Annotated in this window: 35 protein-coding genes, 1 tRNA gene and 2 pseudogenes; 16 read left to right on the top strand and 22 right to left on the bottom strand. The window is 63.9% G+C overall.

Going from position 1 to position 26,799, the window contains the following annotated elements; translation table 11 throughout:
• The first annotated feature begins 99 nt into the window (after nt 1-99).
• On the top strand, nt 100-420 hold the full coding sequence (locus GEV06_09470; protein MPZ18125.1) for an SRPBCC family protein: 321 nt from the start codon (nt 100-102) through the stop codon (nt 418-420).
• 308 nt (nt 421-728) lie between these two features.
• Here GEV06_09470 and GEV06_09465 read toward each other — a convergent pair whose 3' ends face one another.
• Entirely contained in the window at nt 729-1,580 is an 852-nt protein-coding gene (locus GEV06_09465) for an MBL fold metallo-hydrolase (GenBank protein MPZ18124.1), read from the bottom strand.
• 1,259 nt (nt 1,581-2,839) lie between these two features.
• Here GEV06_09465 and GEV06_09460 point away from each other — a divergent pair.
• Together GEV06_09460 and GEV06_09455 are read left to right on the top strand one after the other, a co-directional pair.
• Entirely contained in the window at nt 2,840-4,063 is a 1,224-nt protein-coding gene (locus GEV06_09460) for an acetylxylan esterase (protein MPZ18123.1), read from the top strand.
• A 94-nt stretch (nt 4,064-4,157) separates the two neighbouring features.
• The gene (locus tag GEV06_09455; protein ID MPZ18122.1) at nt 4,158-4,352 is read left to right on the top strand and encodes a hypothetical protein; all 195 of its coding nucleotides are present in this window, start codon (nt 4,158-4,160) and stop codon (nt 4,350-4,352) included.
• A gap of 80 nt (nt 4,353-4,432) precedes the next feature.
• On the opposite strand, the gene GEV06_09450 is transcribed toward GEV06_09455, so the two are convergent.
• Nucleotides 4,433-4,747, bottom strand: a complete 315-nt coding sequence (locus GEV06_09450; protein MPZ18121.1) for a type II toxin-antitoxin system RelE/ParE family toxin — start codon at nt 4,745-4,747, stop codon at nt 4,433-4,435.
• Nucleotides 4,744-4,992, bottom strand: a complete 249-nt coding sequence (locus tag GEV06_09445) for a type II toxin-antitoxin system ParD family antitoxin (protein ID MPZ18120.1) — start codon at nt 4,990-4,992, stop codon at nt 4,744-4,746. Before GEV06_09445 ends, GEV06_09450 begins: the two co-directional genes overlap by 4 nt.
• Before the next feature lie 242 nt (nt 4,993-5,234).
• Between GEV06_09445 and GEV06_09440 the strand changes: the two genes are divergently transcribed.
• From GEV06_09440 to GEV06_09400, 9 genes and pseudogenes are all read left to right on the top strand, one after another.
• A complete protein-coding gene (locus GEV06_09440; GenBank protein ID MPZ18119.1) occupies nt 5,235-5,930 on the top strand; it encodes a hypothetical protein in 696 nt (231 codons plus the stop codon).
• Nucleotides 5,931-6,353: 423 nt separating this feature from the next.
• Nucleotides 6,354-6,569 carry a hypothetical protein gene (locus GEV06_09435; GenBank protein ID MPZ18118.1) on the top strand — a complete coding sequence of 72 codons (216 nt, stop codon included), beginning with the start codon at nt 6,354-6,356 and terminating at the stop codon, nt 6,567-6,569.
• 30 nt (nt 6,570-6,599) lie between these two features.
• A pseudogene (locus tag GEV06_09430) lies at nt 6,600-6,668 on the top strand (pilus assembly protein).
• Nucleotides 6,669-6,698: 30 nt separating this feature from the next.
• The gene (locus GEV06_09425; GenBank protein ID MPZ18117.1) at nt 6,699-7,076 is read left to right on the top strand and encodes a hypothetical protein; all 378 of its coding nucleotides are present in this window, start codon (nt 6,699-6,701) and stop codon (nt 7,074-7,076) included.
• A complete protein-coding gene (locus tag GEV06_09420; protein ID MPZ18116.1) occupies nt 7,073-7,519 on the top strand; it encodes a hypothetical protein in 447 nt (148 codons plus the stop codon). Before GEV06_09425 ends, GEV06_09420 begins: the two co-directional genes overlap by 4 nt.
• Nucleotides 7,520-7,762: a hypothetical protein gene (locus GEV06_09415; GenBank protein MPZ18115.1), complete on the top strand. Its 243-nt coding sequence runs from the start codon at nt 7,520-7,522 to the stop codon at nt 7,760-7,762.
• Between the two features lie 178 nt (nt 7,763-7,940).
• On the top strand, nt 7,941-8,468 hold the full coding sequence (locus GEV06_09410) for a hypothetical protein (protein MPZ18114.1): 528 nt from the start codon (nt 7,941-7,943) through the stop codon (nt 8,466-8,468).
• Nucleotides 8,461-8,769 (top strand): hypothetical protein, encoded by a 309-nt coding sequence (locus GEV06_09405; GenBank protein MPZ18113.1) that lies wholly within the window; start codon nt 8,461-8,463, stop codon nt 8,767-8,769. Before GEV06_09410 ends, GEV06_09405 begins: the two co-directional genes overlap by 8 nt.
• 40 nt (nt 8,770-8,809) lie before the next feature.
• Nucleotides 8,810-9,331: a hypothetical protein gene (locus GEV06_09400; protein ID MPZ18112.1), complete on the top strand. Its 522-nt coding sequence runs from the start codon at nt 8,810-8,812 to the stop codon at nt 9,329-9,331.
• A gap of 68 nt (nt 9,332-9,399) precedes the next feature.
• Here GEV06_09400 and GEV06_09395 read toward each other — a convergent pair whose 3' ends face one another.
• Together GEV06_09395 and GEV06_09390 are read right to left on the bottom strand one after the other, a co-directional pair.
• Complete coding sequence (locus GEV06_09395; protein MPZ18111.1) at nt 9,400-9,786, bottom strand: hypothetical protein; 387 nt, start codon at nt 9,784-9,786, stop codon at nt 9,400-9,402.
• Nucleotides 9,787-9,938: 152 nt separating this feature from the next.
• Nucleotides 9,939-10,292 carry a hypothetical protein gene (locus GEV06_09390; GenBank protein MPZ18110.1) on the bottom strand — a complete coding sequence of 118 codons (354 nt, stop codon included), beginning with the start codon at nt 10,290-10,292 and terminating at the stop codon, nt 9,939-9,941.
• A gap of 139 nt (nt 10,293-10,431) precedes the next feature.
• Between GEV06_09390 and GEV06_09385 the strand changes: the two genes are divergently transcribed.
• On the top strand, nt 10,432-10,722 hold the full coding sequence (locus GEV06_09385) for a hypothetical protein (GenBank protein MPZ18109.1): 291 nt from the start codon (nt 10,432-10,434) through the stop codon (nt 10,720-10,722).
• A 540-nt stretch (nt 10,723-11,262) separates the two neighbouring features.
• On the opposite strand, the gene GEV06_09380 is transcribed toward GEV06_09385, so the two are convergent.
• The 9 genes and pseudogenes from GEV06_09380 to GEV06_09340 form a co-directional block, all read right to left on the bottom strand.
• Nucleotides 11,263-11,490 (bottom strand): hypothetical protein, encoded by a 228-nt coding sequence (locus GEV06_09380; protein MPZ18108.1) that lies wholly within the window; start codon nt 11,488-11,490, stop codon nt 11,263-11,265.
• A gap of 1 nt (nt 11,491) precedes the next feature.
• Nucleotides 11,492-12,646, bottom strand: a complete 1,155-nt coding sequence (locus GEV06_09375) for a hypothetical protein (protein ID MPZ18107.1) — start codon at nt 12,644-12,646, stop codon at nt 11,492-11,494.
• Nucleotides 12,643-12,981, bottom strand: a complete 339-nt coding sequence (locus GEV06_09370) for a hypothetical protein (GenBank protein MPZ18106.1) — start codon at nt 12,979-12,981, stop codon at nt 12,643-12,645. The genes GEV06_09375 and GEV06_09370 overlap by 4 nt, the downstream gene beginning before the upstream one ends.
• A gap of 284 nt (nt 12,982-13,265) precedes the next feature.
• A pseudogene (locus tag GEV06_09365) lies at nt 13,266-13,528 on the bottom strand (helix-turn-helix domain-containing protein).
• Nucleotides 13,529-14,404: 876 nt separating this feature from the next.
• Entirely contained in the window at nt 14,405-15,031 is a 627-nt protein-coding gene (locus GEV06_09360; protein MPZ18105.1) for a hypothetical protein, read from the bottom strand.
• 24 nt (nt 15,032-15,055) lie between these two features.
• Complete coding sequence (locus tag GEV06_09355; protein ID MPZ18104.1) at nt 15,056-15,370, bottom strand: HigA family addiction module antidote protein; 315 nt, start codon at nt 15,368-15,370, stop codon at nt 15,056-15,058.
• A 30-nt stretch (nt 15,371-15,400) separates the two neighbouring features.
• Nucleotides 15,401-15,730: a transcriptional regulator gene (locus tag GEV06_09350; GenBank protein MPZ18103.1), complete on the bottom strand. Its 330-nt coding sequence runs from the start codon at nt 15,728-15,730 to the stop codon at nt 15,401-15,403.
• An 87-nt stretch (nt 15,731-15,817) separates the two neighbouring features.
• Nucleotides 15,818-16,147 (bottom strand): helix-turn-helix domain-containing protein, encoded by a 330-nt coding sequence (locus GEV06_09345; GenBank protein ID MPZ18102.1) that lies wholly within the window; start codon nt 16,145-16,147, stop codon nt 15,818-15,820.
• Entirely contained in the window at nt 16,131-16,523 is a 393-nt protein-coding gene (locus GEV06_09340; protein MPZ18101.1) for a type II toxin-antitoxin system RelE/ParE family toxin, read from the bottom strand. The genes GEV06_09345 and GEV06_09340 overlap by 17 nt, the downstream gene beginning before the upstream one ends.
• Nucleotides 16,524-16,748: 225 nt before the next feature.
• On the opposite strand from GEV06_09340, the gene GEV06_09335 reads away from it, so the two are divergent.
• On the top strand, nt 16,749-17,627 hold the full coding sequence (locus GEV06_09335; GenBank protein ID MPZ18100.1) for a hypothetical protein: 879 nt from the start codon (nt 16,749-16,751) through the stop codon (nt 17,625-17,627).
• Here the strand turns inward: GEV06_09335 and GEV06_09330 are convergent.
• Complete coding sequence (locus GEV06_09330; protein ID MPZ18099.1) at nt 17,622-17,816, bottom strand: hypothetical protein; 195 nt, start codon at nt 17,814-17,816, stop codon at nt 17,622-17,624. The two genes, GEV06_09335 and GEV06_09330, sit on opposite strands and share 6 nt — an antisense overlap.
• Nucleotides 17,817-17,892: 76 nt before the next feature.
• Here GEV06_09330 and GEV06_09325 point away from each other — a divergent pair, with 76 nt between their 5' ends.
• On the top strand, nt 17,893-18,087 hold the full coding sequence (locus GEV06_09325; GenBank protein ID MPZ18098.1) for a hypothetical protein: 195 nt from the start codon (nt 17,893-17,895) through the stop codon (nt 18,085-18,087).
• 30 nt (nt 18,088-18,117) lie between these two features.
• The gene (locus GEV06_09320; protein MPZ18097.1) at nt 18,118-19,635 is read left to right on the top strand and encodes a hypothetical protein; all 1,518 of its coding nucleotides are present in this window, start codon (nt 18,118-18,120) and stop codon (nt 19,633-19,635) included.
• A gap of 210 nt (nt 19,636-19,845) precedes the next feature.
• On the opposite strand, the gene GEV06_09315 is transcribed toward GEV06_09320, so the two are convergent.
• From GEV06_09315 to hemE, 7 genes are all read right to left on the bottom strand, one after another.
• Nucleotides 19,846-19,921 (bottom strand) — tRNA-Glu (locus tag GEV06_09315).
• Nucleotides 19,922-20,190: 269 nt separating this feature from the next.
• Nucleotides 20,191-20,445: a GlsB/YeaQ/YmgE family stress response membrane protein gene (locus GEV06_09310; GenBank protein ID MPZ18096.1), complete on the bottom strand. Its 255-nt coding sequence runs from the start codon at nt 20,443-20,445 to the stop codon at nt 20,191-20,193.
• Nucleotides 20,446-20,763: 318 nt separating this feature from the next.
• Nucleotides 20,764-22,416, bottom strand: coding sequence for an amidohydrolase family protein (locus tag GEV06_09305; protein ID MPZ18095.1), 1,653 nt, complete (start codon nt 22,414-22,416; stop codon nt 20,764-20,766).
• 152 nt (nt 22,417-22,568) lie between these two features.
• Nucleotides 22,569-23,240 (bottom strand): DUF2911 domain-containing protein, encoded by a 672-nt coding sequence (locus tag GEV06_09300; protein MPZ18094.1) that lies wholly within the window; start codon nt 23,238-23,240, stop codon nt 22,569-22,571.
• On the bottom strand, nt 23,170-24,078 hold the full coding sequence (gene rocF, locus GEV06_09295; GenBank protein ID MPZ18093.1) for an arginase: 909 nt from the start codon (nt 24,076-24,078) through the stop codon (nt 23,170-23,172). Before rocF ends, GEV06_09300 begins: the two co-directional genes overlap by 71 nt.
• A gap of 219 nt (nt 24,079-24,297) precedes the next feature.
• A complete protein-coding gene (gene hemG, locus GEV06_09290; protein ID MPZ18092.1) occupies nt 24,298-25,680 on the bottom strand; it encodes a protoporphyrinogen oxidase in 1,383 nt (460 codons plus the stop codon).
• Nucleotides 25,681-25,702: 22 nt separating this feature from the next.
• Entirely contained in the window at nt 25,703-26,758 is a 1,056-nt protein-coding gene (gene hemE, locus GEV06_09285) for a uroporphyrinogen decarboxylase (GenBank protein MPZ18091.1), read from the bottom strand.
• Between the last annotated feature and the right edge of the window lie 41 nt (nt 26,759-26,799).

Raw genomic sequence — 26,799 nt, 5'->3', positions numbered from 1 at the left:
GCGTTTGCCGCTCCTCATCCGTCAGTACCAACGGTTTCTTGGGACGTCCGGTGCGCATGCGGCAGCGTACCAAACGCCCCTGATTATTACAAGCTTTCTTTGAGACACGACACTAGCGGTCTGAGCAATCGACCGCTCGAGAGGGCCGACGGTGCCTGGACAGCTGTAACGCCCGACGGACGGATGAGGGTCCGCTTCACCGAGCGCAACGCATTTGGCGTCCTCGACCACCACGTGATTCCGCCGAGTGGCGACGCCATCTACGTCCCGGTGCGCGTTGTTGCGAACGGCAGTGGGTCTGACATCACTTTCACACTCTTTCGCCGGCCGGACGCGTCGGACGAGGAATTCGCGCGCGATGCCGACTGGGTCTCCCGCGACCTCAACACGCTGAAGACGCTGCTCGAGTCGCGAGGGTGACAATCCGCCGAGCTGGGTGGACCGGCCTGATCCCGTGTGGGTTGAACGAGGAACGGCTGTCGCCCCGCGATCACGTAGCCACAAGATTAGTATGTCGACATGGGCTCACCTGCAATCGCGTCGTGGATCGCTCACCTGACGTTCTTGGGCCTTCTTGTGTATGGATGGGCATCGGACGAACTGGGACCGAGGGGATCGTAGACGTCCTCGATGGCAAGCCGACGAATACGTCGTGTGAATGACGGTGGCAGCCATAGAGGTAAGGTATGTCCACACCACATCGCATCAAACCCCGGGGAGACGCGCCGTCAGTTTCCGCGGTCCAGTGACCGCAGCGCGGTGACGAACGTGCGCCAGGGAACGGGCCTGCCATGCACGGGCGCGAGCGTCGCGACGTCCAGCTGCATGCGCTCGACCTGGTTGTAGAGCGTGCGCATGGCCGGCAATTGTGCCGCCCTGGGAGGTTCGTGGCTATCGAACAGATCGGCCTGGAAGGCGATGCGCTCGGTGGGAAGGTAGGCCATCAGCATGCCCTCGACGTGCTCCAACGGCTGCACGTAGTAGACGCGCAGAATCCGCGCATTGTCGGAAATCACGTAGCTTTCCTGGACGGCCTCGTAGTTGTAGCCTTCCGAGAGCTCGGTCGGCGGCCATCGCGCCACGATGTCGGGCTTCATCGTCCTCGGTTCGTAGCTCAGCACGTCGTTGTTGAGAAACGCGATGTTCTTCATGTGTGCCACGATCGTTGCACCGATGTGCAGGTACGTGCGTAGACCGCCAATGTGATCGAAGTGCGGGTGGGAGCTGATCAGCCAGCGGATCGGCTTCCCCGGCGCGAGCTTCACGATCTCCTCGATCACCGCGAGACTGCGTGATTCATCGCCTGCGCTTCGAAGACGGCGACGAAATCCTTGAACTCCACGACGTAGCTGTTCGCTGGTCCACCTCCGATGAGGTACACGCCGTCGGCCATTTCTTCGACCGTCACCTGCGACGGGAATCTCGCCTGCGCGACCGTGGTGGGAACGGGAACCGGATCGCCGCACTCGTTGGGCTGCACCTCGGGAAACGCTCCGCCGTATGCGTTGTGACCGGTGCTGTGGCGGTAGAACTGCCAGTTGTCGTCCCATCCGTGATGGGAATGCCAGGTGATCGGCCATTTCACGCCGCCGAAGGTCATCTGGTCGGTCGACTCGTGTTCGATGTTGAAATCACCAAGAGAGGGCTCGTTCACCGTGGTCTTGATCCGCTGGATCTGATTTCGCGAATTGATCGTCGCGTCCACGCGGTATTTCCCGAACATCGTGATCGCGACCACGTGCACCTTCTCTGGCGCCACCACGTTTCCGTCCCGGCCCTTCTCGATCTGCTCCCAACGCCAGAAGGCGACCGGGTTGGCCCCCGGCAGGCGCGCGGCCTTGATGAACCCATGGGGATTCAGCCATAGATCGAGTTGGTACAGCTCCGCAAGCTCCGGCGAAACGGCCACCGGTTCCGCGTTCCCGTCGATGTACCAGGCGAACTTGCCATTCACGATGTGCGTTTGACGCGTTGCCGTCTGCGTCGGCGTGCCGCCTTGCCAACCCAAGCCGTACTTCCATGACGCCGGATTCAGGCCTGGCTTGCGATCGAATGTCTCCTTGCTCGTGCCGGTCTCCCAGTTGATCGTGCGCGTGTAGTTCGCTAACGCGTCGATGCGCGGCCAATCCACGTTGACAGCATTTTCGAGCGTTTGGCCGACGGCGCCGCCGTACCCGGTACCCGAGAAGGTGATGCACTTCAGGTCGGCTTCGCCGATCTCCCGAGAGGCGGCGGCGAGCAGGGGCGCGGGATCAACGAAGCCGGGAGGGAACTGCTGGGCCGGTGTCCGGCCGCCGGCAATCACCAGCATGGCAACTGTCCCCATCAGCGTCTTGGTCACGATGCCTCCTTCAGTCACAACAGTCGCGCAAACACATTGTGTTGCGCATACGATACACCTATGCCTGTCGCAACGCGGGCGAAGGTCGAAGCCCTCACTCAAGATGGACTCACTCTGGGCGGCTCTCCTTCTGTATACGAAACCATTCGCGGTAGATGCGCCGACCACCGTAGAGGCGCAGGCCATCCGCATAGGCTGGAAGGTCAGCGGGATTGCTTCGCGGGAAATTCGGCGGACGAAGTAACTGGCAGAAACCATCACGTTCGTCTGGCAGACGCTGGACGTCGAGTGAAGAGGCGGAGAAGCTTACACATGCCACTCCGATACAGGCCTGGACTTTTCGCTTGCCCGCTGATGATCGTCGCCTTCGCCGCGCTGCTGCACGGCGACCGTGCCGCCTCTTGGGGTGATGTGATCGTCTTCAACGACAACGGTGCCTGGTCCTGGTTCAGCGACGAGCGCGCCATCATCGACAACGGCAAGCTGGGCATCCTCGACATGCCCCAGAACGGTGGCTGGCAGGCCGATCCAGACATTGTCAAGAAGCGAGAACAAGAACGGCCGAAGTATCTCTGGCAGGAAACCGACGTCCCACCCTATCAGCTCCCGGATCTATTGCGCACATCAGCTGGCACCTCCGTCACCACGCCGAAGGCATGGCCGCAAAGGCGGGAAGAAATCCTCGAGCTCTTTCGCAACTCTATGTATGGGCACCGGCCAGGCGCTCCCGAACAGCTTTCCTTTCAAGTGGTCGAGGAGGATTCATCAGCGATGAATGGAGCTGCGACACTGCGACGGGTTGCCATTCATAGCGCTCACGAGGACCGCACACACCAGTTTGAAGTGGTCCTCTTTCTGCCAAATGAATCGCGGGAACCTGTACCGGTATTTCTGCTGCTCAACAATCGCCGCCCGGAGAATACGGATCCGACACGGCAGCAACAGTCCGGCTTCTGGCCTGCTGAGGAGGCGATCGAACGCGGTTATGGGATCGCCGCCATACAAAACAATGACCTGGCCCCTGACGATCAGGAGCATTACTCTGAGGGTGTTATCCGGCTATTTGAAGGTGAGGCGGCTGCAGGTGAGCGTGACCCGGATGCGTGGGGAGCCCTGGCAGCCTGGGGGTGGGGGGCGAGCCGCGTCATGGATTATTTCGAGACGGATTCCGATGTGGACACCTCGAAGGTCGCGCTTCTGGGACATTCGAGGGGCGGCAAGGCTGCGCTCTGGGCCGGTGCCGAGGATGAGCGGTTCGCGCTGGTGATCTCGAACGAGTCTGGATGTGGTGGCGCTGCGCTGAGCCGGCGGCGTTATGGGGAGACTGTACGCGCTGTGAATCGCTTTCCCCATTGGTTCAATGCCAACTTCAAAACGTTCAACGATCGGGAAGATGAACTGCCGTTCGACCAACACATGCTGCTTGCGCTGATTGCGCCGCGAGCGGTCTATGTTGCTAGTGCTGATGAAGATCTCTGGGCGGATCCGCGGGGCGAGTTTCGTTCCTTGGCACATGCCTCCCCTGTTTATGCCCTTTACAACCACGCACCGATCCTGCCCAGTGATATGCCTTCGCTCAACCGCCCCCTCGTTGCGGGGAACCGCGGATACCATATTCGCAACGGTGCCCATAACTTGTTGAAGGTAGATTGGCAGTATCTTATGGACTTTGCGGATCGCCTGTGGCACTCGAAAGAGGAGGATATGGTAGACGAGATGTGAAGGACCGTAGGACCGCTTGTCGACCGCCTGATCTGCGACCCGCAAGACGCGGGATACTACCACTTCCTGGGGCACGGGGGCCTTGGGACCAATCGTGCAAGACCTCGTACGGCAGAATCTGGCGTCCCCGACAGGAACCGCGCCCCAGGGGATCACCAGCACCGGTCGTCTGCGCGCTCCGGATGCGGACATCTTCATCTCATTCGCACAGGCCCGCATGCATGCGTTGCGGGCGATGACCGCCGAGGTGGACGCCGAGTACGTCCGAGACCCAACGGACGACCGCTAGCTCCATCCCAACGTGCTGCGAGGGCTTCGCAAGCCTCTATAGCCTGACCATGTCTCGCCGTCTGACGACACTCATCACACTCAAACGTCTTCGCCGGCAGGCCGGTTCAGGTGGCGGCGGTAGTCCATGCTGTCGTGAAGAATGCGCACGACCAGGATGCGGGAGTTGTCGGCCTCGAAGAAGATGCTGAGACGGCCACTGGTGGCCATCTGGATGGCCGGCCTGAGGTCGTCGCGCGCACGCGTGAGCACCGTGCCTCGAACCAAACCCTTCATGGCGTCACGAAGGACATCCATGTACTTGGTGGTCTGATCCCGCCCCCAGGTCCGCGTAGAGTAACGACGAATCGAGGCGAGATCCGACTTGGCGATCTCGGTGAGGACGAGTCGCTTCACAGGCTGGCGAACAGGGCGTCGATCTGGTCCTCGGTCTCGAGCTCGATCACCCGACCGGCCGCAACGTCTTCGAAGCCCTGCTCCAGAGCGTCTCGGAGCCGATCACGCTTCACGGCAGCAACTTCGTCGCGAACCTGCATCAGGCGCAGGGCATCGGCGACGACCTCCGCTTCGGTGGTGTAGTGGCCTTCCTCGACCTTGCGGCGAACGAGCGCTTCGAGACTTTTCGGGATCGCGATTTCCATACGTGCCCCCTGCCTAGTCTACTCCCGGACATGTCGCGTGGACCTCCGGGCCGCCTGAAGAGGGGCACAAGACCTGTCAACCAACGCCGGACGATCAGGTGATAGTCCGGCACCTTCTTGTGACTCTGGAACAGGATCCGGACGGCGGTGAGGAGTATTGAGAAGATGGCTGCCACGGCTGATCATGGGCTATCATCCTTACATCCAATAGTTTGCTGACACTTGTTCCACAGAGAGGCGACATGGCATCGAAACATCCGTATACCTCGAGCGGAAGCGGCGCCGTTGTACAGACGATCACACATCTGAAGAAGTCGTTTCCTGTTACCGTCACGGCAGACACGCTGAAGAAGCTGGGAATCGCGCCGAACAACGAGACGTACATCATCGGGATCCTCCGATTCATCGGTGTCCTTGACGACGGCGGCAACAAGACCTCCAAAGCCACGTCCGTGTTCACGAAGCACAATGCCGAGGACTTCCAGAAAGGGCTTAGCGATCTCGTCGAGAGCGCATACAAGGACCTCTTCGCGCTGCACGGAAAGGACGCGTGGGACCTTTCGACGGATCAGCTGATCTCGTTCTTCCGCGGTGCAGATCACACTAGCGATCTCGTCGGCAAGCGACAGGCCCAGACGTTCCGAGCATTGGCGGCATTGAGCGGTCACGGTGAGCCACCCAAGCCGATCGTCACAAAGCCCGCCGGCGGCCGCAAGGCTACAAAGGGCGATCCGGCGAAGTTGAAGAAGTCGGCGCCGACTCCGGTTGTCAAGACGGACATGCCCGCCACCTCGAACGGGAACGGCAGCGGCAGCGGTGTCGATCGGGGAGACGTCGGTCTCACTGTGCGCATTGAGATCAACTTGCCCGCGTCAGGAGATCAGGAGACCTACGACCGAATTTTCAAGAGCATCCGCGAGAACCTGCTGCGTGGCTGATACCCTGACGGCCTTCGAACGGATCGCTCGATCGGCGCACCAGTTCACGGAACGGGAGCCCGATCCACCGGCGGTTCACCACCCATTCGCCGTCACCTCAGCTTCATCTCGATGCTGATTCGCCGACTGGAAGCCGCAGGATACGCCTAGCCGCTACACCGAAGGCGCAGCGTTTTCTTGCGCGCAATCCCCTCGGGGAAGTTCGACGGAATTCGATTCAATCGAACCGCCGTAACCGCTCCGCTCTTCAGGTACTTGGAGTCCGTTGAACGGGCCGAAGAAAGTTTGGCGTCCCCGACGGGCATTGATCGCCTTTGGAGTTTCCGGGGATCGCGGATCGTTCCCATCCGTCAACACGCTGCATAACAAGTCCTGCCCTCCAACGGCTCGCGGTTTCAAGACACGCGAGCAAGGGGAGGGCTCATGTCACGCTTCAGCAAGGCCTATTCAGCCTCTCAGGCCATCACCACCGCAGCGTTGGCCGGCAGCATCGTGCTTGCACTGGTTGCAATCGCGGACGCGCAGCCGACGTGTCAGCCACACCCGTACGGCTTGCCGATCTCGTATCCGCCCGGCTGCGTCGAAGCTCCGGCGCCAGAACCAGAACCCGAACCTCAGTGCCCGAACGGCATGCCGTGAAATCCGTGCCAAGCTGACCCGTGTCAACCGCCGCCGCCGGAACCAGACCCGGAACCGCAACCAACGCCCGAACCAGCCCCGGAGCCTGAGCCCGAACCACCAGTCTGCGATCCCTATGCAGGCGGCTGCGTGCCGAATGGTCGGCCGTCACCGCCACCGGAGACACCCGAGCCAGCGACGCCACTCTGGCGCCACGTGCCAGAACCGCCACCAGGCAACGCGTTCGCCACGCTGGTCGAGCAGGGACCTGCGGCCGCTGTCGAGATGTATGGACTGCGCGGGCCGATCGCGGCGTTCCTCTGGTATCAGCGGCCGACCGGCGCCTACTGGCTCGTCGTGGACGGCGTGCATGGCCGGGAGCGCGTGTGCGTCGGCGAGTTTGCACCGAACGTCAACCTCGCCGTGCTCGACCTGGACGGCGATGGGCAGGAGGACGTGCTCGGGCACGACGTCGTCACGGGTCTCGTCTATCGCTGGTACGTGCGCAATCTTGACGTCTGCAGGTGACCGACGGCGACCGACCGAGAACAGTCGCCGAGTGGATCTCCCCCAGAGTCTCAACAACAAGCAACGCCCAAAAAGGAGGGCCTCTCAATGTCACCCGCACCACGATCGCTCAGAAGAACTCCGCGGATCGACCGGCCGGGGCACCAGACACGCGCGCGAACAGCCGGCACGCTGACCCTGAGGTCGCTGTCCGCCACGTCATCAGCAGTGTCGAGGAGCGCCTGTACTATGCCTACAACAAGCTGATGATCGTGCAGCATGCCCAGATGGCGCTCCACGATCCCCCAGAGGGTGGGGTGCCGTTCGACGTCCCTGCCATACACGCCGGCCTTGAGGACTTGGTCAACGAGGTGCTCACGGATCTTCGCGCCGTGCGTGCCGCCCTGAACTCGCAGGACGCCTATATGCCGGCGCTCATCGCCGATGCGCCGGAGGTGCACTAAATGGCCCCCCCTGCGATCGACACGCGCGACCCGATCGCCGCGTTCATGGCTGGGAGGTTGTCGCTCGAGGAGTGCCCACGCGCGTCGTACTTCCACACCGTGGCGGAGCTCCAACACGACGGCGACTTCCGGATTCTGGCGATCAACTACGTCGACCAACTCGACACTGACGCGCTACTGCTGCTCTCGATGGTCGCCCAGGCATTGACGCGCGCGGCGCTGGCGGTGAAGTGTCAGGGCTGACCGTGGAAGCCCAGGACCGTGTCGATGATGCGTTTCTTGCCGTGGTGGACTGGGTCGGAGACGTCGTCGACGGTCGGCCATTGTCCCGGCCGCCACATCCCGAGCGCCTGTGTGCGCGCGCGGACGGCCCGAAAGTGCTGCCGTTCGAACCGGTCCAGGCGACGGACTGAGAAGAGTCATGCATCGCGCAGGGACAGCCGCACGGCGCACACCCGAGGCGTGGGGGTCTCTCCTGGCGGACGCGGCCCGGATCGTCAAGGGCTATGACACGCCGGTGACGCTGCGGCAACTCTTCTACCGGCTGGTTTCCGCGGGGGTGCTCCGGAACACGCGAGCCGAGTATACGCAGCTCTCGCACCGCACGGCCGCGGCTCGCCGCGCCGGGACGTTTCCCGCGCTCATGGACCGCAACCGTAGGATCGACCGGCCCGTGACCTTCACGAGCGTGGCGGATGCGCGACGCTGGCTCGCGTCCCTCTACCGGCGCGACCGGACTGAGGGGCAGGCCGTCTCGGTCTACCTCGCCATCGAGAAGGCCGGCCTGGTCGCGCAGCTCCGTGCCTGGTTCGGTGACCTTGGCTTGCCCGTCCTGCCGCTCGGTGGCTACAGCTCAGAGTCGTTCGAGTCGGAGGTCGTCGACGACGTACGCGGCCAGGGCCGCTCGGCCGTCCTGCTCTACGCGGGTGACTTCGACCCGAGTGGGTGAGGATATCGATCGCAACTTCATCAAACAGACCGCCTGCTGGGACATCGTGCGGCGCGTGGCCTTGACACGCCAACAAATCGAGGCGTACGACCTGCCACCCATGCCGGGCAAGTCGACGGATACGCGGGCCAAGGGGTTCATCGCGCGTCACGGGGCGCTCATGCAAGTCGAGGTGGACGCCTTGCCGCCTGACGTGCTGCGGGCACTCTTTGAGGCGGCGGTCGCGCCGTTCGTGGACGCGTCACAGGTGGCGGCGGTGATCGCGCGGGAGACGCGCGAACGGACCGCCCTGACGCCCTGAGACGAGCCAGCAGCCACCAACCAACAGAGGAGTATTCGCCATGACACGCAAGAACGCCACACCGCACGACACCTCCACGCCGCCGGCTGCTGCGCTTCCTGACCAGCATCTGACCGCCCTGCAACGGCTCTGGCCAGACCTGAGTCGGCGCGAACAACGGGAAGGCCTACAACTTCTGGCGTGGGGCGTATTCATTCACCTGCGCGGCTTGCGAGATCCGGAACGGGAACTCCTTCGCGAGTTCAATGCGGCAATCCTCGAGGTGTGCGAAGACTTCCGTGAGCGCGAGCCAGCGCCGCAGCAATCGCGGCGTCAACGGCCGCCATCAGACTTACGCGTCGTGCCGTTCACGCCACCACAGGCGGACGCTCCACCAGGACTGGACGCCTGGCCGGTTCAGCGCCTTCGAGAGCGTCGCTTCGTGGACGTCAAGCGTTTCCGCTGCTGCACGTTGCGTGAGGCGTCGCCCCTCGCTCAGCTCAACGGCGACGAGCCGAACGTACGCGCGCACGAGCGACGGAATCTTGAGCGCTGGTGTCGCGGTGCTCGCCTCGGACGCTGACGCGGCACCGTCGCGTGTCTGACGGCTCAGCGCGGTTGGCATCGTCAGTAGGGAGCCGGCCATTGTTCTCAGTCTCGCGCTCGGAGTCCTGGTCCGAAGATGACGTTGATTGTTGGCTCGCTCCCGCCTTCTGGCTGCTTGTACCAGCCGAGGACGCGGGCCAAGAAATCCATGTGTTTGATCGAACCTCTCATTGCGAGTGCGAACGCGCGCGCCAACACGAACGTCTTCCAGTGCTGCGTGCGCGCCTGAAGTTGGCTGTTCAGCCAGGTCTCGAAGCCGGGCCGCTGGCGCCAACGCCACACGGCCGTATGCGACACGTGGAGCTTCACCCCGATGGCCGAATCGCTGATGCGGCCACGCTCCTCGAGCAGCTCGAGCAATGCGTTCAGGTGCTGCCAGTCCCGGCGACGCGGCTCGTAAGCGGCAATTTCTGCAAACTTCCTGCACCTCACGCGGGGGCTCGTCAGGCTGTGCACGTTCCACGCCCGGCACCAACGTCGGCCAACGCCGCGGCGCGACAGGCGGGCAATCGAATCCCGAGACGCCGCGGGTGTCGGTTGTTGCCGTGGGTGACGAGCTGGTGAGTGCTGGAGCCGCCACGTGGTCACCTCGAAGGTTGCCTGTCGGGATACAGCACCCATCCTGGCGGGAGGCCCGGTCCGTGGGCGTCCGGGGCGTGGCTGCCGTCAGGCGCGATGTCCTCGGGCTCGACGGCGATCGCGTCCAAGGCGGCCATCGGCTCGGCTTTGGGACACAACGACTCGCGCAGCCGCAACGCGTCCGCCAGGCGATACAACCGCATCCCCCCGAACGCCCGCTTGAACGGCAACCGGCCCTCTCTGGCAAAGCGACGAACGATGTCGGGCGTGCGATCCACCAGGCGGGCCACCGCGGCGCTCGTGAGGAATTGCTGCGGGTCGAGCCCGGCGCTCGCGATAAGATGCTGGTAATTACTCATGATGCCTGCAAGCGTGCTCCAGCCGACGGGCACGCGCTATGTAGGGGTGCGAAGTTTTCCGATCCCACGAGCCCTGAGGAGTCACGTTGATGGCACGGCGCGAGTTTCGGCAAGTCATGGCTCTGAGTGAGGTGCAACGATGATGTTGAGATCATCAGCGTCGCCAGAGCGGGGCATGGCGACGAGTAGTCCGTGGGTGGCAGGACTGATCCTCCTGCTGGTGTGGACGATGGGCATCGCCGTGATGGACCGCTCGAATGCCACGGCCCTTGGCTTTGCGCTGTTCTTGGCGACGTGGCCGGCGCTCGACCTGGCGATTGGGGCGTGGCGTGGGACCATGCCGCGCGAAGAGATCGAACGGATGTGCCTGCAGCTGCCTGGACCATGGATTGCGCTGTTCATGGCGTTGGGGCTCCTCCTCGTTCGGTAAGGCCCACAGCGAACGAACGCGCCCCGGTCCTGGACGCGTGTCGGGCCACCACGCGTCATCGGTCCTCCTGCGGTTTAGGCTCATGGTCCCCGCACCAGTCGTCAACGTCCGTACGCGGCCAGGAGGTCTCGGGATCGGCGCCTTCGAACTTCACCAGTGCCGGCGGGCGACGTCGGCACTGGCCCGCCTCGGCCTCGCGGTGCACGGTTCGCCAGTAGCGGCAGGTCTCACAGGTCGGTCGCATGTCGCGTCTTCTTCTTCCTCTGAACGGCTTCGAGGACCCCGGTCGGCTTCTGCCCGCGGCCATGAGAGCTTTCGCCTTTTTTTCACCCGACAAACCCAACCAGACACGCCCTATAAATAGGGGGGGGGTTGTCTGTCTGGTGACTGTCTGGTCGTGTACCAGACAATTGTCTGGTGCTCTAAGTGATTGCCAAGTGAACCACTTACGGTATCTGTGCACCAGCGCTCGCTTGGGTTGTCTGGAGACATGTCTGGATGATTCCGTACCAGACATGTCTGGTCCGACAGGGGGGAGTATCAAATCGTCCTCCGATCGAGCAATCCGATGCGATAAACACCGGTCGAATCGGGCACTTTGGTGAACCATCGCTCTTTCTTGATCTCGCGCTTGACGGTCGTCCGTATCGTCTCCTCGTCCTTCTCACACTCGTCGGCGATCTCTGCGACCGTCATGGCGCGGTTCGTCCGATGTAGCAGATGGAGAATGCGTTCCTTGAGGTCCATCCCCTTGGCGAGGGAGTCCACGTCAGCAGCGTCGATCGGCGAGACCGTCGTGGCCTGCTCGTCGAACCGGAAGCGCAAAGCGAACGTCTTCGGCGATGCCGCCGAGGTTGTACTTGCGCGGGTAGAACCCGACATCGATCACGCTCCGGTCGAGACCGTCATCCGCCCGCTTGGCGAACCAGAGCGCTCGCACAGAGTTGAACCAGTAGGCTGATCCGAACGGCTTCGAGGCTCCGGCCGGCTTCTGGTCGTCACTGGTGTCCGACTTCGTCACGTGGGCAATGTGCAACGAGCCGAGCCCGAGACTCCGCACCGCGCGGAAGTAGACCATCGGTGATTCGGCGGCTTCGAGCTTCTCGTGACACCCGAAGCCCACTGAGTCGCAGAGGAGGTAGTTCAGGCGGTGATCACGGATCATCCGCGCGACGCGATCCCGCTCGTGCACCAATGGCCGCGCGCAGGAGAGGTAGGCAATGCGATCAAGCTGTGCGGCGTCCAGGCGTGCGACTCGTGCCTGATGCTCCTCTTCGGTCATCTCCCAATCGACGATACCGACACGGACATCACGGCGCGCGAGCTCCACGGCGATCGCGCCGGCCGTGTAGGTTTTTAGGGTGTCGCCGTCCCCGAAAATCATGGCCGGATGGCGACGGGGGAGCGCAAACCCGAACACGTGGTGCCATTCCTCAGCGCCGCGCGGCTGGACATCGCGCAGGAGGACCGCTGGACTGCCGGCGCGTTCCGCATCGATCGCCCGGCAGGACAGCTCGAGGAGGAGGGAATCCCAATCGATATCTGACACACCGCGGGCATTGTTCGGCGGCGCCAAGTAACGGACCAGGCTGCTGCGCGCTGCGGTGGAGCTCAGGTTGTAGTCGCCGGTGATGAGCACGTTGTTGAAAGTCCGCGCACCTGGGAGCTCGCAGAGCACGGTTAACTCGCCGTGCATTTGGTGCCGTTCGACGCGTACGTGTTCGATGTCGAGCACGATCCCCAGGTTCGGCACGGACAGGACATAGTGCGCGTCCTCAATGCGGGCAAACGAGCGATCCTGCCCATCGATGATGTTGGCAGTCTCAGCGGGATCTGGTGGGACTGGTGGCCCAGCACGTTTCGCGCGGCTGTTGCGCTCAGGGGGTGGCGTGTCGCCAAAGATCTGCGCCGTGGGCGTGGTCACGCTACCTCCCGCATGGTCTGCTCGCGCAGGTGCGGGTACTGGTCAGCGAGACGCCGATGTTCCTCGAGGAGCTGCTGGTGGCGTTTTTGTGATTGCTCGCGCTCGACGTGTTGGGCCGCGAGGGCCTCGATCGCGCGCTGAGCGAGTGCGCGATACGCTTCCGCGTCACGGAGTGCGTCCACGTACCCGGCCTCGGCTCTCAAGATGTCTTCGCTGAGCGTCTCGATGGCTAGGTCGCGATAGTCTCGCGGCCATGGCGTCTCGATGGCGTCGAAGGTGTCGAGGTTCTCGCTCTTGAGGACGACATCGGTCGTCGTGACCGGGCCGTCGCTCACGCCACAGCTCCCGTGTGGCGCTGATTCTGCGCGGCCTCGTCCGAATAAAGCCGCGCATGGATCGCAACCTTGCTAGCCACAAACCGTACAGCGCGTCACGTGCGCCAGCCTCGTCGACGAGTTCAGCGCCACGCCCGAGCAGAAAATCGAGCGCAAGAAGTGCCTCGGGGCGGATGGTCGCTTCTCGATCGGCTACAGTTGCGATACGATCGGATTCATTCACGGTCCACCTCGTCACCATCGCCCGCGAGCCGGCCCCACGCCTGACTCGCGGGCTTCGTCGTTTACGGGGACATGACCTCCCCATCGCGACCGCCGACGACGGGGATCGCGGGCTCGATGTGACGCCGCTCAAGCCAATCGTCCAGGTCTTCGCGGAGGTATCTCACCACACGACCAATCTTCAGGAACGTCGGCGCACCCGTCCGCCCCCATGGCTACGCGAACAACGTAGCCACGCCCGGGACATCCCGATGTACTGCGCCGCTGCCGCTTCGGTGAGCGCCCGCGCTTTGGTATCCATGGTGATCTCTGAAGATGCCTGCATCGTCTCCCGACGTCTATGCAGCGTTGCCGAGAACACAATAAGTGTCGAATAAAACCGACACCGGTTTGACTGTGATGAGACGGAAACTCTCGGGCGTCGTGCTACTTAGAGTGAATCGTCTGAAGGTCTGCCGCGACGATCCGGACGTGGAAGATCTAGAAGCAGGGCGGTGTCTCGAAGGGCTTCCCTAACCGTTCGAACCTTCTCGCCTGTCTTGCCTGCAATATCCTTCGGCTTCTCGCTGAAGACGTAGCACCGAGCCAGCCACTCGCAGTTGCGCTTCAGGATGCGGTCATCAAACCACGGGGACTGAAAGGTCCTCAAGACCCGCGGGGAAGGTTGATTGGCTCCGCTGACGAGATGGTCTAGACGCGCAAAGAAGAGCAGCGGCAGGAACCACGCTTGATGGTCGCCGTTCGAGGGGAGGTGTCCTTCGTTCTCGAGGACGTCAGCCAACTCTCTGCAAAGCTTCTCGAATCGTTCGTGCGCGTGAGCGGCCTCGGGGACAAGCTGGCCCTGACGGTTGTGCCAGGTGCCATTTTCGTGAAGGCGATACCCTCGGGAGAACGAGTAACGAGCCGCGTGGTTCCAGGCTCGCTCCAAGGGTCCGGCTGCGTTGACGAAGTTGTCCCAGGCCTCGGGGCGCAGCGTGAAGACATACTCCGCGAACAGACACCACCCAACGCGTCGCTTCTCCGAGCGCAGCCCCCCCAGTAGGCTTTTCGGTCAGGGCGTGTTCGGGAGGGAACGCCCACCGCACTACCCACGTAGCTGCCTCCTGTTGCAGCCTCCTGGAAGGGAAGTCGGCGGCACCGCGCCAGGAGAGCGCGTCTTCGGGAGCGACCCTAGCCGCCGATGTCAGTTTACTGCGCTTCCTCACTCAGCCAGCGTCGCCTGTATTGCTGCGGCTAGGCCAGTTTGATAAACGGCGTAGACGAATCCAGCCAGCCAAAGCAGTGCCGTGAGGATTACCTTGGCGATCTGCGCGCCCGTGCTCTCAACGAACGCGTCCGGCACTCCGGCCTTCCGCATGACGTGGAAGGGCCAGCCGACGAGCAGCGCGGGCACGTCCACCAGCCAGCACCACGGCTTCAGCAAGCGAGCTAGAATGGCACGCTTGGCGAAGTCTGCCGCACCGATGCACCGGTCGACCGCATCGACAACGTCATCTCTTGAAACGCACTTGTAGCCTACCCACTGGTCTGTGACGCAGGCGAGGAAGTTGAACGGAATTATCGGCCCGCGGACTTCTGAAGGAGGGTGACTCTCGCCGCGCACACTGACGCCGAGGCAGTCCGCCCAGTACTCAACTTGTGGCAGAAGCATCATGATCTCTTGCCGAAGAGGCCGCGAAGTCTCGGTCTCCGAGTGCGTAGGTGCCTCTGGCCCCTCCATCGACCCGGGTCCGCGCTCGATGGGTTCAACGGCAGCCCAGTAGTCGAGCGCCAACTGTCGATAAAGTCTGAACAGCTCCTCAGCACGTCGCGCGTCAAAGTAAGTCATTCCCCTTCTCAGGGTGCAAGCCTCTCAGCTCGCCTGCCGGAGCTCACGCGCGGCATGCCAGAGATCCCAGTCCGCCTGCAGGCCCATCCAGAACTCCGGTGTGGTCTTAAAGAGCCGTGCGAGCCGGATCGCGGTGTTCGCCGTGACGCCCCGCTTCCCGCGGATCACCTCATTCAGCCGGGTCAGGGGCATGGCCAAGCGCCGCGCGGCCTCAACCTGGGTCATCTTGAGTGGCTTAAGGAACTCCTCGAGCAGCATTTCCCCCGGATGCGTCGGCGGACGCTTCAGTTCGACGACGGAGCTCGGCGCGTTAATGGTCGTCTTCGCACGCGACATCATGGGCGTCCCCTTTCTCGACGCGGCACCGTGTTACGCGGCGCGCCGCCGGCGTGCCGTGACCGTGAACGCGAGCCGCTCCGCCTGTTGCAGGTAGACCAACACGTCCACGAGGTTCCGCGCCCGCGGGTTCCCGGACGGGCTGAGCATCCGCATCAGGCTCTTCGGCGATTTCCGCAGCGCGCCCCCCAGCGCCTCGAACCCGACGGTGGCGTTGATGTAGTCGCGCAGGAGGGCTTTGCCTGTGGGGAGATCGCCGGTCACCAGACATTCCACGCTCTCGCGCAGCAGCTCGCGGCGAAACGCCGCGTCGTGTTGCAGTCGCGCCTGCACCGTGTCTTTGAACGCGCGTGTGAGCGCCATGGTCATCGCTCCTTGGTCTTGCGCCGCTTGTCGTCGTGCCAGCGCACCCGCGCCGCCGCAATGTCGCGCGCCTGCCGTTTCTTCGTGTCACCCACGCGTTCCCGTGAGCTGCCGGCGTCGGCGTGTCGGTGCGGGCTCCGCGTCAACCGTGAGGGTGATCTTTCGGTCCAGCGCGTGCGCGACGCGCGACAGCATCTGCAGGGAGTGCCCTTCGTAATCCGCGTCCTCGAGCCGGCTGATGACGGACTGTGTCGTCCCGACACGCTCGGCGAGCTCCTGCTGGGTCAGGCCGGCTTCCTCCCGCAGGTCATGAATCAAGAGGGCGACCTGCGCATGGAATCGCTCTTCGTCTAGGGCCACCGGATCGAACTTGTAGCGCTGGTCCAGCATCTTCAACGCGTCAGTGGTGCGTGCCATCGTCGTCCTCCTCTTCCTCGGCCGCCGTGTGCCGGGCCGGATCAGCAGTGAACGCTCGCCGATGTCCGAGCGTGCGGTCAATCTCAATAGGCGGGACCGCCGCTTCCTTCGTCAGGCCATGCGAGACGACCGCGCGCCCTTCGTGGAAGAAGTACAGCATCCGGTAGTTCACGCCACCAAAGCTGACACGCAGCTCGTAGATCCCATCACGGAGGAAGTCGGCTTCTGGCCGCCGGAGCTCGTGGCCGAGTTCCGCTAATCGCCCGAGCCGAACGCGACACTTGAGGCGTGCCTTCGTCGGGATCTTGTCAAGCCACGCCAGCAACGGCACGGTCCCGTCACGCTCACAGAAGATCAGGACCGTGGTGGGTGGCACGATGGAGTATCGCACGATTGCTATAACATGTCGACCCCGATCAAAGTCGCGCCACGATGTTCGGTTGGCGCCATCTCGGCGGCATGCCGAGGCCAGGATCGCAGATTCGCTTTGTGATCGCGTCTGCGCACGTGGCAGGACTGTTGGGTGTTCGGTTAGGCGGCCTCCCAGCGTTTACATTGCTGAGCTTATGCCGCATCCGGAAAGAGAGACGAGACAAATTCGATGACGACAAACACGATCCCGTGGGAGGTAAGTGACGCTTGGGGACGGCTCCGGGAGGTGCCACGGCGCCTTTGGCGCGGGCACTTTTCGTTGCCCGTGGCTTATTGGGGGTGCTGGGTTCTTGGCGGCCTAATCGTTTCCAAGGGCTACGATGGTCTCAGCGCCGTCTTCACAGCGCTTGAGGAGACTGGCCGCATCAGCGCTGCGACCACGCTCACGGTCACGGTCGTGGGTATTGCGGTGTGTCTAGCGTACTGGCTGACGGCGGCTATTGGGACCTGGCGAAGTGCGACGCGTGACCCGCGGGGGCATTGGGGTGGAGTGGCGCAAGTGATGATTGTCATCGGCAGCGCTCTCGGGTTCGCTGCGGGTTACGCTCAGGAGAGTCGTGAGACGGAGCGTCACGAACAGCGCGTGGCCACCGCGTACGGGGCTGCTGCGACATCAATCTCTGCGCATGATGCCACCATCCTTGAGCGGATTGCGGAACCGGTCGATCGCTGGGGGACGATCGTGGAAGCGATCGCGAACGGCTACGGCGATGACGCGGTCTCAGGGGAACAGTGGATTTCGGATACGACTCCGCAGCTTATGGCGCTCGCCGTCACCTTGCGCGACTTCGACAAGCTCGTACAAGAGCTGAATGATCCTGGTGTGCGGCAAACCATGACCGCGATCCAGGACGCGTACGGCGCGGAGCTAGCGGGGATTCGCGCTACCTTTGAGGCTGTCGCCCGTAGCGACGTGGCGGGGCAAACGGCAACGATTGAGCAGTGGACGGCTGCAGAAACCGCGCGGCGCCAACTGTGGTACCAAGTGGTCAAGGCCGTTGATACTCATGGCGCCGTGCTTTCGGCGATCTCCCAACGTCCTTCATGATGCCCTCGTCAGGAACGCACAATCATCCAGGTCGTACACCGGGTAGTAGTCGGCATCGTCCCACCCGATCGTGAGGGACGTCGACCCGCGACCGACGATCGTCCCGGCGGCCAGCCGCGCCCGTGGACTCGGCGAGTCCCACACGATGCGATCGCCGACCGTGAGGTCCGCCGCTTCTCTCCTCGTCATTCCACTGCTCTCCACTTTCTCACATCGCTGTCGAAGACAGTTGACACCCAAGTAGCCGCAGTATTACACTAGCCACATGCCTGGGGACCAGAAGGACTATATCCTGACCGTTCGCCTCAGCCCAACGATTCGCGCGGCGATGGACGTCGTGACCGAGCGCCACGGGACACCGAAAGGTGAACAGGTACGGCGCGCTCTTCAGGCGTGGTTGCAGGCGCAAGGCGCGTTGAAGGCGGAGCGCAAGCGGAGCGGAAAGGAACGCAGGCCATGATTCGCGGCCATCTACGCGCGGAAAAGCCCTGTGTCAGCGGCGGTGTCGGAGGAAGCGAAGTCCGTCACCTGGCAAATCGAGCACGCCAAAGCCTATGCCACGCGCAAGGGGTGGACGGTGGCGGACGACTGCCTCTTCAGCGACGACAACATCAGCGGAGCGGAGTTCGCCACTCGGCCGGACTTCCTGCGGCTGATGAACGCGTTGAAACCCCATCCGAAGTTCCAGGTCTTGATCATGTCGGAGGAATCGCGCCTGGGCCGCGAGTCGATCGAGACCGCCTACGCGCTCATGCAGCTCGTGACGGCTGGCGTTCGGGTGTTCTTCTACTTGGAGGACCGGGAACGAACGCTCGACAGCCGCACGGACAAGCTCATGCTGTCCGTCACCGCGTTCGCCGACGAGCTCGAGCGAGAGAAGGCCCGCCAGCGCACCTACGATGCCATGCTCCGCAAAGCGAGGGCGGGGCAGGTCACCGGCGGCCGGGTGTTCGGTTACGACAACATCGACATCATGACGCCCGGTCCGGATGGCCAGCCGTGCCGGTCTCATGTCGAACGTCGCATCAACGAGTCAGAGGCGGCCGTCATTCGGCGAATCTTTGAGCTGTGCGGGCAGGGCCATGGGCTTCGCGCGATCGCGGTTGCCCTGAACGCCGACGGCGCTGTCTGCCCACGCCCACAGCAGCAACGGCCGAAGGGCTGGGCACCGTCGTCCGTGCGGGCGATCCTTTACCGCCCGCTGTATCGAGGCGAGATTGTCTGGAACCGAACCAAGAAGCGGAACCAGTGGGGCATCAAGGAACAGCGGTCGACGCCAGAGGCTGAGTGGTTGCGGCTCTCCGCGCCCGAACTCCGGATCGTTTCTGACGACCTGTGGAACGCGGCGCACGCCCGCCTCGCCGGATCGCGGGAAACCTACGTGCGCGGCACCGGAGGCCGGTTGTGGGGCAGACCACCGAACGGTGTGGCCAGCAAGTATCTGCTCTCAGGGCTCGCGCGTTGCGGGCAATGTGGCGGCAGCATCATTGTCCGGACACGGGCGAGCGGGCGCAAACGGACGGCGTGGTACGCCTGTTCCAGCTATCACGTGCGTGGGCGGACGGTGTGCACCAACCACCTCGAGGTTCCGTTGGAGGCGGTCGATGCGGCGTTGTTCGACATGCTCGAGGCGGACGTTCTCAGTACAGACGTGCTCGAAGATGTGACGAGGCGGGTTGTGGACCAACTGAAGGCGCTGGCAGCGCAGCCGACCGACATACCGCGGGATGAGTTGGAACGCGAGCGGTCGCTGTTTCAACTCGAAGTTGCCCGCCTTACGTCGGCGATTGTAGGTGGCGGCGACGTGCCGTCGCTCGTCGCGGCGCTGCGTGAACGGGAAGCACGGCTGGCGGGCCTCACGCGCGAACTCGAAGTCCTGACAGCCCCAGCGCACCTCGCGAAGACCGATCGACGGATGCTCGAGCGGCAGGTGCGGGCACGGCTCACCGAGTGGCGATCCTCCTGCGTCGTCAAGTCGGCTGGAGCCGGCAAGTGGTCCAGAAATTGATCGACGGTCGCATCACACTGACGCCGACCGACGAGGGTCGCGCGTACGAACTCACGGCAAGTCTCACACTGGGCAGGGTTTTCAGCGGCGTGTTGTTTCCAAAGGCGTTGGCGTCCCCGACGGGATTCGGTGCCGCTGGGGCGCTCGCAGAGCGCGCCGCCAACGGGAAGACCGGTGGGGACGCCAACGGCCGAAGCGTCGCAAGGACGTTGGCGTCCCCGACGGGATTCGAACCCGTGTTTCAGCCTTGAAAGGGCCGCGTCCTGGGCCTCTGGACGACGGGGACTGTTCGAGGGAAGGTGTGTCTCGCCAGGCGAAGTCAGCCAACTGCCTCGCCGAGCAGCGTGCGCAGCCGTACGAGGATACCACACGCAGCTCCTGAATTCGGGGCCGGGGAAGCCGCCGCGTTACCCGTACGAGCTGACGAAACCAGCCCGGCCGCAGTGTTCCCGGCCGAAGCCAAGACGAATCTCTCCCTCAGAGGCGGGAGAAAGCAAACGCCAGCGGGCTCGCAACCCGCTGGCGCGTCCAACGTCGGAGAGGCGACGGTCGACCCTACGATCGCTTGAGCATGCGGTAGATCCAAAGTAGCAGGATGGCGCCGACGACGGCTAGGATCATGCTCACGAAGTTGAACCCCGTGACCGACCCGAACCCGAGCGCGGTGCCAATGAAACCACCGACGATCGCTCCGGCGATGCCCAAGAGGATCGTGATCAGGATCCCTCCTGGATCCTTGCCGGGCATGATGAGCTTTGCGAGTGCACCGGCAACCAGGCCAAACAAAATCCACCAGACGAAAGCTGCCATGCGTTCCCTCCAGGTTGAAGTGACTGGTCAGTCTCTCCACCGGGGTTGCACGGGCCCTCTGGCACCCGCCCAAGTCCCCTCGGCGGAGTGCCGCGCGAGGGGACACCGCCCGGTACGCGCGTGCGCACAGGGTATGCCGCGCACCAACGCGACGGACCAACACTGTGCTTCAGGTGAACCGGGCGTGATGCTACCTGAAACTGGCCCTCGCGGCAAGCGGGCCCGCCTATCGCCGAGCCGGCATGGCCGCCCGGTGGGACTCCGTTGAGCGTCGGCGTCCGGGCTCGGACCCATCTCAACCAGGACCGTGGCCGCGCGCTACCGGCGGTTTCGCTCGTACACAATCCGCCCACCGACCATGGTCCAGAGGATGCGCGCTTCGCGAATCTCGTCCGGTGGCACCTCGAAGAGGTCGCGGTCGATGAGCACGAAATCGGCGAGCTTTCCGGGTGTAATCGTGCCCTTGACCGCCTCGTCGAACGATGCGATGGCACCGTCATGAGTGTAGGCGCGAAGCGCCTCTTCGACGGTGATCTTCTGCTCTGGCACCCACCCATTGGGATGTTTCCCGTCGAGCGTACGCCGGGTAACTGCCGCGTAGATACCCTCGAGCGGCGAGGGCGGCGCGACGAACCAGTCACTACCGAACGCGACGGTCGCTCCGGCGTCGAGCAGTGATCGAAAGGCATACGTGGTCTTCGCACGCTCGGCTCCGATGACCTCCTCCGCCCACCGCCCATCGTCGATCGCGTGATACGGCTGCATGCTCGCAATGACGCCGAGCTCCGCGAAACGGCTGATATCTTCTCGGCGAAGATGCTGGGCGTGCTCGATGCGCCAGCGCCGATCGCGCTTGCCGTTGTCGGCCGCAACACGCGCATAGATATCGAGGAGCTCGCGATTGGCGCGATCCCCGATGGCGTGGACCATGACCTGAAGGTACGCGACGTCAGCGGCGGCAATGTTCTCGTACAGGGTGTCGAGCGGCGTGACGGACAAGCCGCGGTCGTTTGGGGCATCGCTGAACGGCTGCTCGAAGAGAGCGGTGTGCGACCCGAGCGACCCGTCGACAAAGGCCTTCAGACCACCCACGCGGAGCCACTTGTCACCGCGGCCCTGCTGCCCAAAGCGGCGGGTCCTGATCAGATCCCGCAGCTGTTCCCAGTCGGCGAGCGGCACGACGGCGTAGATGCGAGTGCTGAGCCGCTCTGCCTTCAACGCTCTGGAGAACGTCTCCAGGTCCGCCCAGCTGCCCATGTTGTGGACCGTGGTGACGCCCTGGGCGGCCACGTGACGCATGGCAGCGTCGAGCGCCCGATCCGCCTGCTCCGGTGTCGGTTCCGGCACGACCCGCGTGACGAGCCGCATGGCGTTGTCTTTGAGCACGCCCGTCGGCTCACCGCGAGCATCCCGCACAATCGTGCCTCCGGGAACATCGGGAGTGTCGCGTGTCACGCCTGCGGCGCGCAGCGCGGCGGAATTGGCCAAGGCCATGTGGCCGTCGAGACGATGGACCCAGACCGGATGGTGGGGCGTTATCGGGTCGATCCATTCGTGCTGGGGCAGCTCGCCGCCCCAGCGCTCGTGATCCCAGTCTCCACCCGTGATCCAGGTGCCCTCGGGAGCGCCCTTGGCAAACGCCGCGAGTCTATCGGCGAGCTCCTCGCGCGTTCGCGCATCGCGCAACTGCACCGAGGCGAGCCGAAAGCCGCCGTCTATGAAGTGGACATGCGAATCGATGAAGCCAGGTACCAGGAGGCGACCGCGCGCATCGATGGTCTGCACGCCCTCGTCGGCCATTGCCCGAATCTCGTCGGTCGAACCAACGGCAGCAACGCGATCACCAGCGACGGCAATTGCCTCAGCCCACAGGTGGGCAGGATCAGCCGTCCATGCCCGCGCGTTGACAATGATCAGCGTGACGCGCTCGGAGTCGCCGTGGGAAAGGGAGGGAGTAGAGCACGCGACCATCGGCAGCAGCAGGAGCGCGGCGATGGGAAGAAGATTCTTGGTTCTTGGTTCGAGGTTCTTGGTCCCTGGTGCGGCGAGGCCCTTGGCGCGTGGGCGCTGCTGCACCCCCGCACCAAGGGCCAAGGACCAAGAACCAAGAACCAGCACGCGCGTTACTGTCCGACGGTGAACGGTGCGGACACCCGTGTCGTGCCCCACTCGATCGCCAGCGTGCCGCCGGCGTCTGTTTCGTCCACCTTGAAGGTGAGCTGCTCGACCGGCTCGGAAAGCGTCTCCTTGGTCATTGGGGAGCGGCCCAGATCCTGGCCTTCGTCATACTCCGTGCCCCACTGGCCCGTCTGCTTGCTGACAACGAGCTGCCAGTCGCTTTCCCCGGGAAGCGTGTAGAGCGTATAGGTGCCCGCCGGTACGCTCAGGTCACCGATCTTGAGCCCCTGGCTCACGTCGAGCGTGGTGGCCTCATCAGCGCCGGTGCGCCACACCGGGCCGTCCGGAGCTGACTCACTGACGAGCTCGTCGAGATCGCGCCCCTTCAGATTCGGACGCCCATACGTAATCTTGATGGTGGCATCGCCCACGGTCCAGGTGTGCGCTTCGTGCGGGCTCCCGCCCTTGCCGGGATGGACCTCTTCGACCTCTTGCGCAGCCGCCGGCGCAGACGCAAGCGCGAGTGAGCCGACGAGGAGCGCTGTGGCAAATCGGGTGTTGACTAGCATCGATGTGACCTCCCTGGGGTTGATGGTTGAACTTCCATCATAGGATCTTCTTACCGAGCGCCGAGCTCGCGAGCTCGGCGCCGAGGATCGCCGTTTGGTTGCGCACATCCAGCACTGGATTCACTTCGACGATATCGAGCGCGAGGAGGCGATCCGAGTCGGCCACCATCTCCATGAGCGTGTGTGCTTCTCGGTAGACGAGGCCGCCCCGGACGGGCGTGCCGACACCGGGGGCAATCGAAGGATCGCAGACGTCGAGATCGAGTGAGACATGGATCCCTGCCGTGTCACTGCTGCCCAGGGCCAGTGCCTCCTCCATCACAGAGGCGATTCCGCGCCGGTCGATGTCCTTCATCGTAAAGACGTGAATCCCGGACGATCGGATCCGTCGCTTCTCGGATTCGTCCAGGTTGCGGACGCCAATCAACACGGTGTGCGCCGGCTGCACCTTGGGGCTGAACCCGCCCAGAAGCGCAAGCTCCGCCGGCTCGGGACCCACGAGCGCCGCAAGCGGCATCCCGTGCACATTGCCGCTCGAGCTGGTCTCCGGCGTGTTCATGTCGCCGTGCGCGTCGATCCAGAGTAGGCCGATGGCCCTTCCGGACCGCTTGGCGAAGGCTGCCGACGCGGCCACCGACCCAGCGGCCAAGCTATGGTCTCCGCCGAGAAGGAGGGGCACGCCACCTTCCGATAACGCCGCCAGTGACTGTTCGAACAGGGTCTCGCAGACCGCAGCGATCTCCCCGATGTATTTCTTGGTCGGCTCGCCGCTGTCCTTGGTTTCAGGCGTGGGGGCATCGACGTTGCCGTGATCGACCACGAGGTGTCCGATCGCGGACAGGCGAGGGCCGATCTCGGCAATGCGGAGTGCCGAGGGCCCCATGTCCACACCACGACGCCCGGCGCCGAGGTCGAGCGGAACTCCAATGATGTGCAGTGTACCCATACCGGCACGGCGGAGAATCATACAGCATGGGAGGTTCGAGGGGCAGGGCGTTGCGGGCGAGGGGTGAGGGGGTGAGGGGGTGACAGGGTGACAGGGTGAGGGTGACAGGGCAACTCGACATTTGGGGTCACGTGATGGCCATGCTTCCCGTTGTTCGATCTGGGCCGAGAGTGTTCCGAACCACCCGTTCACCTGTCACCGTGTCACCTGGTCACCGTGTCACCCGCTGCCCCTTGCTAAGCGATCCGCCACCCCCCTCGCCGTGGCCCTTGCGTCGGCAATGCAGTCAGGAATGCCCAGGGCGCGATAGCCGCTTCCCGCGAGCGTGATGCGAGGGTGTTTGCCGAGACGCGCGGCAATTTCAGCGACGCGGACGCCGTGGCCCACGGTGTGTTGCGCGCTTGCAAGTCGCCACCGATACACCCGCGTCAGCGTTGGGTCGCCAACGATGCCCAGGAGTGGCGACAACGCTTCGTGCGCGCGTGCCGCCATCGTTCGGTCGTCGAGGTCGACCAAGTCAGGGCCGCGTGATCCGCCGAAGAAAGCGCGAAGCAAGACAAAGCCGTGGGGCGCACGGCCAGGCCACTTCGACGACACCCATGTCGCTGCGGTCAATGGGTAATCGTGCTCGAGCGCGGGCACGACAAACCCGCTGCCAGCCAGGGGGTGCGTTACCGAGGAGCGCGGATACGCGAGCGCGACGGATGCTAGAGAGGTGTGCGGGATGCTGCGGCAATGGTCTGCGACAACGGCATCCACCGATTCGAGGAGCTCAGCGGCGACGTGGGCAGGGGCGGCGAGCACGACGCCATCGGCCCTCATCCGCGCGCCGGAGGCCAGCATCACGGTGACATCAGGCGAAGTCGTGACCCCTGTGACGTGGGCACGACACTGGATCGAGCCGGGAGGTAGCGCATCCACGATCGCCTGGACGAGCTCGACCATACCGCCCGGGAAGGAGCGAAACGCGCCGCCGGCCGGAGGAAGATGCCTGCCTGCTCGCATCCCTACGACGATGCTTCTTCGTTCGGTCAGCGCTTGCCACAACCCCGGCAACGCCAGACGAGCGGAGAGCTCGTCGATATTGCCGCCGTAGATGCCACCGAGAATCGGTTCCGCGAGCCAGTCTACGGCTTCCCGGCCGAGTCGCCGACGAAGCAGGGAGCCGATCGACTCATCTGCGGCGCCCGGAGCAAGAGAGCCGGGGAGGATGAGATCGCATGCCGCGCGCAGCTTCCCGCGAAGAGAGAGCAAGCGAGTGGTTGCAAGCGACGCCAGATTCGTGGGAACGCCAAGCGCCACCCCGTTCGGGAGCGGGTGAAGACGGCCGCGGCGGAGCACATACGCGACGCGTGGCAGAGACGTGCCGATGGTACGCGACATCACTCCCAGGTCCTCGCAGAGCGCGACAGCGCCGCGCTTTCCAACGAGGAAGCCGTCTGGGCCGGCGTCGATCGTGAAGCCCTCCACGACGTCGGTCCGAATGAGACCACCGAGGCGATCGGCGGCTTCGAGCAGCCGCACGTCCACGCCGCGTCGCGTGAGCTCGTAGGCGGCCGCCAGGCCGGCGATGCCGCCACCGACGACGATTACACGGGGCATAGGGGGAAAGGGATCTAGGGATCTAGGGATCTAGGGCTTCCCTACTCGATGCTTCGTGAACGAACCGCGCCAGCATCTGAACATGCTCCGGTGGGGTGGTCGGTAGGATGCCATGGCCCAGGTTGAAGATGTGGCCAGGACGACCTGCCGCCCGCTGAAGCACATCTTCCGCACCTTCGCGAATCCGCCATCGCGATCCGAGGAGCAGCGTCGGATCGAGGTTGCCTTGCACGGCCCGATCGAACCCAATCCGCATCCAGGCCTCGTCGAGCGGCACCCGCCAGTCCACGCCAATCACGTCTCCACCAGCGTCGCGCATCGTCTCGAGCAGCGCAGAAGTCCCGGTGCCGAAATGGATTGTCGGCACCCGTCCCCCGAGTGCGTCGAAAACCCGGCGCGTGTGAGGAAGGGCAAACTCGCGATAGTCACGCGCCGAGAGCTGACCAACCCAGGAATCGAAGAGCTGGACAGCATCCACGCCCGCAGATATTTGAGCGTCGAGGAGCGCAGACGCTGCGTCGGCAAGCTTGCTGCAGAGCTGATGCCAGGCTTCCGGCGCCGTGTACATGAGCGCCTTCGTCCGAGCGAAGGTCTTGGAAGGGCCCCCCTCCACCGCGTACGAGGCGAGGGTAAACGGTGCGCCGGCAAACCCAATCAGTGGCAGCGTGCTGTCGAGCTCCTGCTTCACGAGCCGGACGGCTTCGAGGACGAACGGCAGGTCGGCGCGGGGGTCGAGCGGCCGCAAGCGGTCGATGTCCTCCTGGGTCCTGAGCGGCGTGTGGACGACAGGGCCTTCGCCGTGGACGAACTCGAAAGGCAAGCCCATCGGCGCGAGCGGCAACAAGAGGTCCGAGAACAAGATGGCGGCGTCGACCTCGATGCGATGCAGCGGTTGGAGCGTAATCTCTGCGGCAAGTTCGGGCGTTTGACAGAGTTCCAACAACGAGTGCTTCTCGCGCAGCGCCCGATACTCTGCCATGTAACGCCCGGCTTGGCGCATGAACCATACAGGCGTTGCGTCCACCGGCTGCCGTCTGCAGGCGCGCAGGAATCGATTCGAGTGGTTTTGCTGATTCAAGTGTTTGAAGGAAAACTACTTAAGTCAAGTGCTGTCGGCTT

Source organism: Luteitalea sp. (genome assembly GCA_009377605.1).
GTDB lineage: Bacteria > Acidobacteriota > Vicinamibacteria > Vicinamibacterales > Vicinamibacteraceae > WHTT01.
Note: the sequence above shows the minus strand (reverse complement) of the source record. Positions and strands in the feature narration are given on the sequence as shown.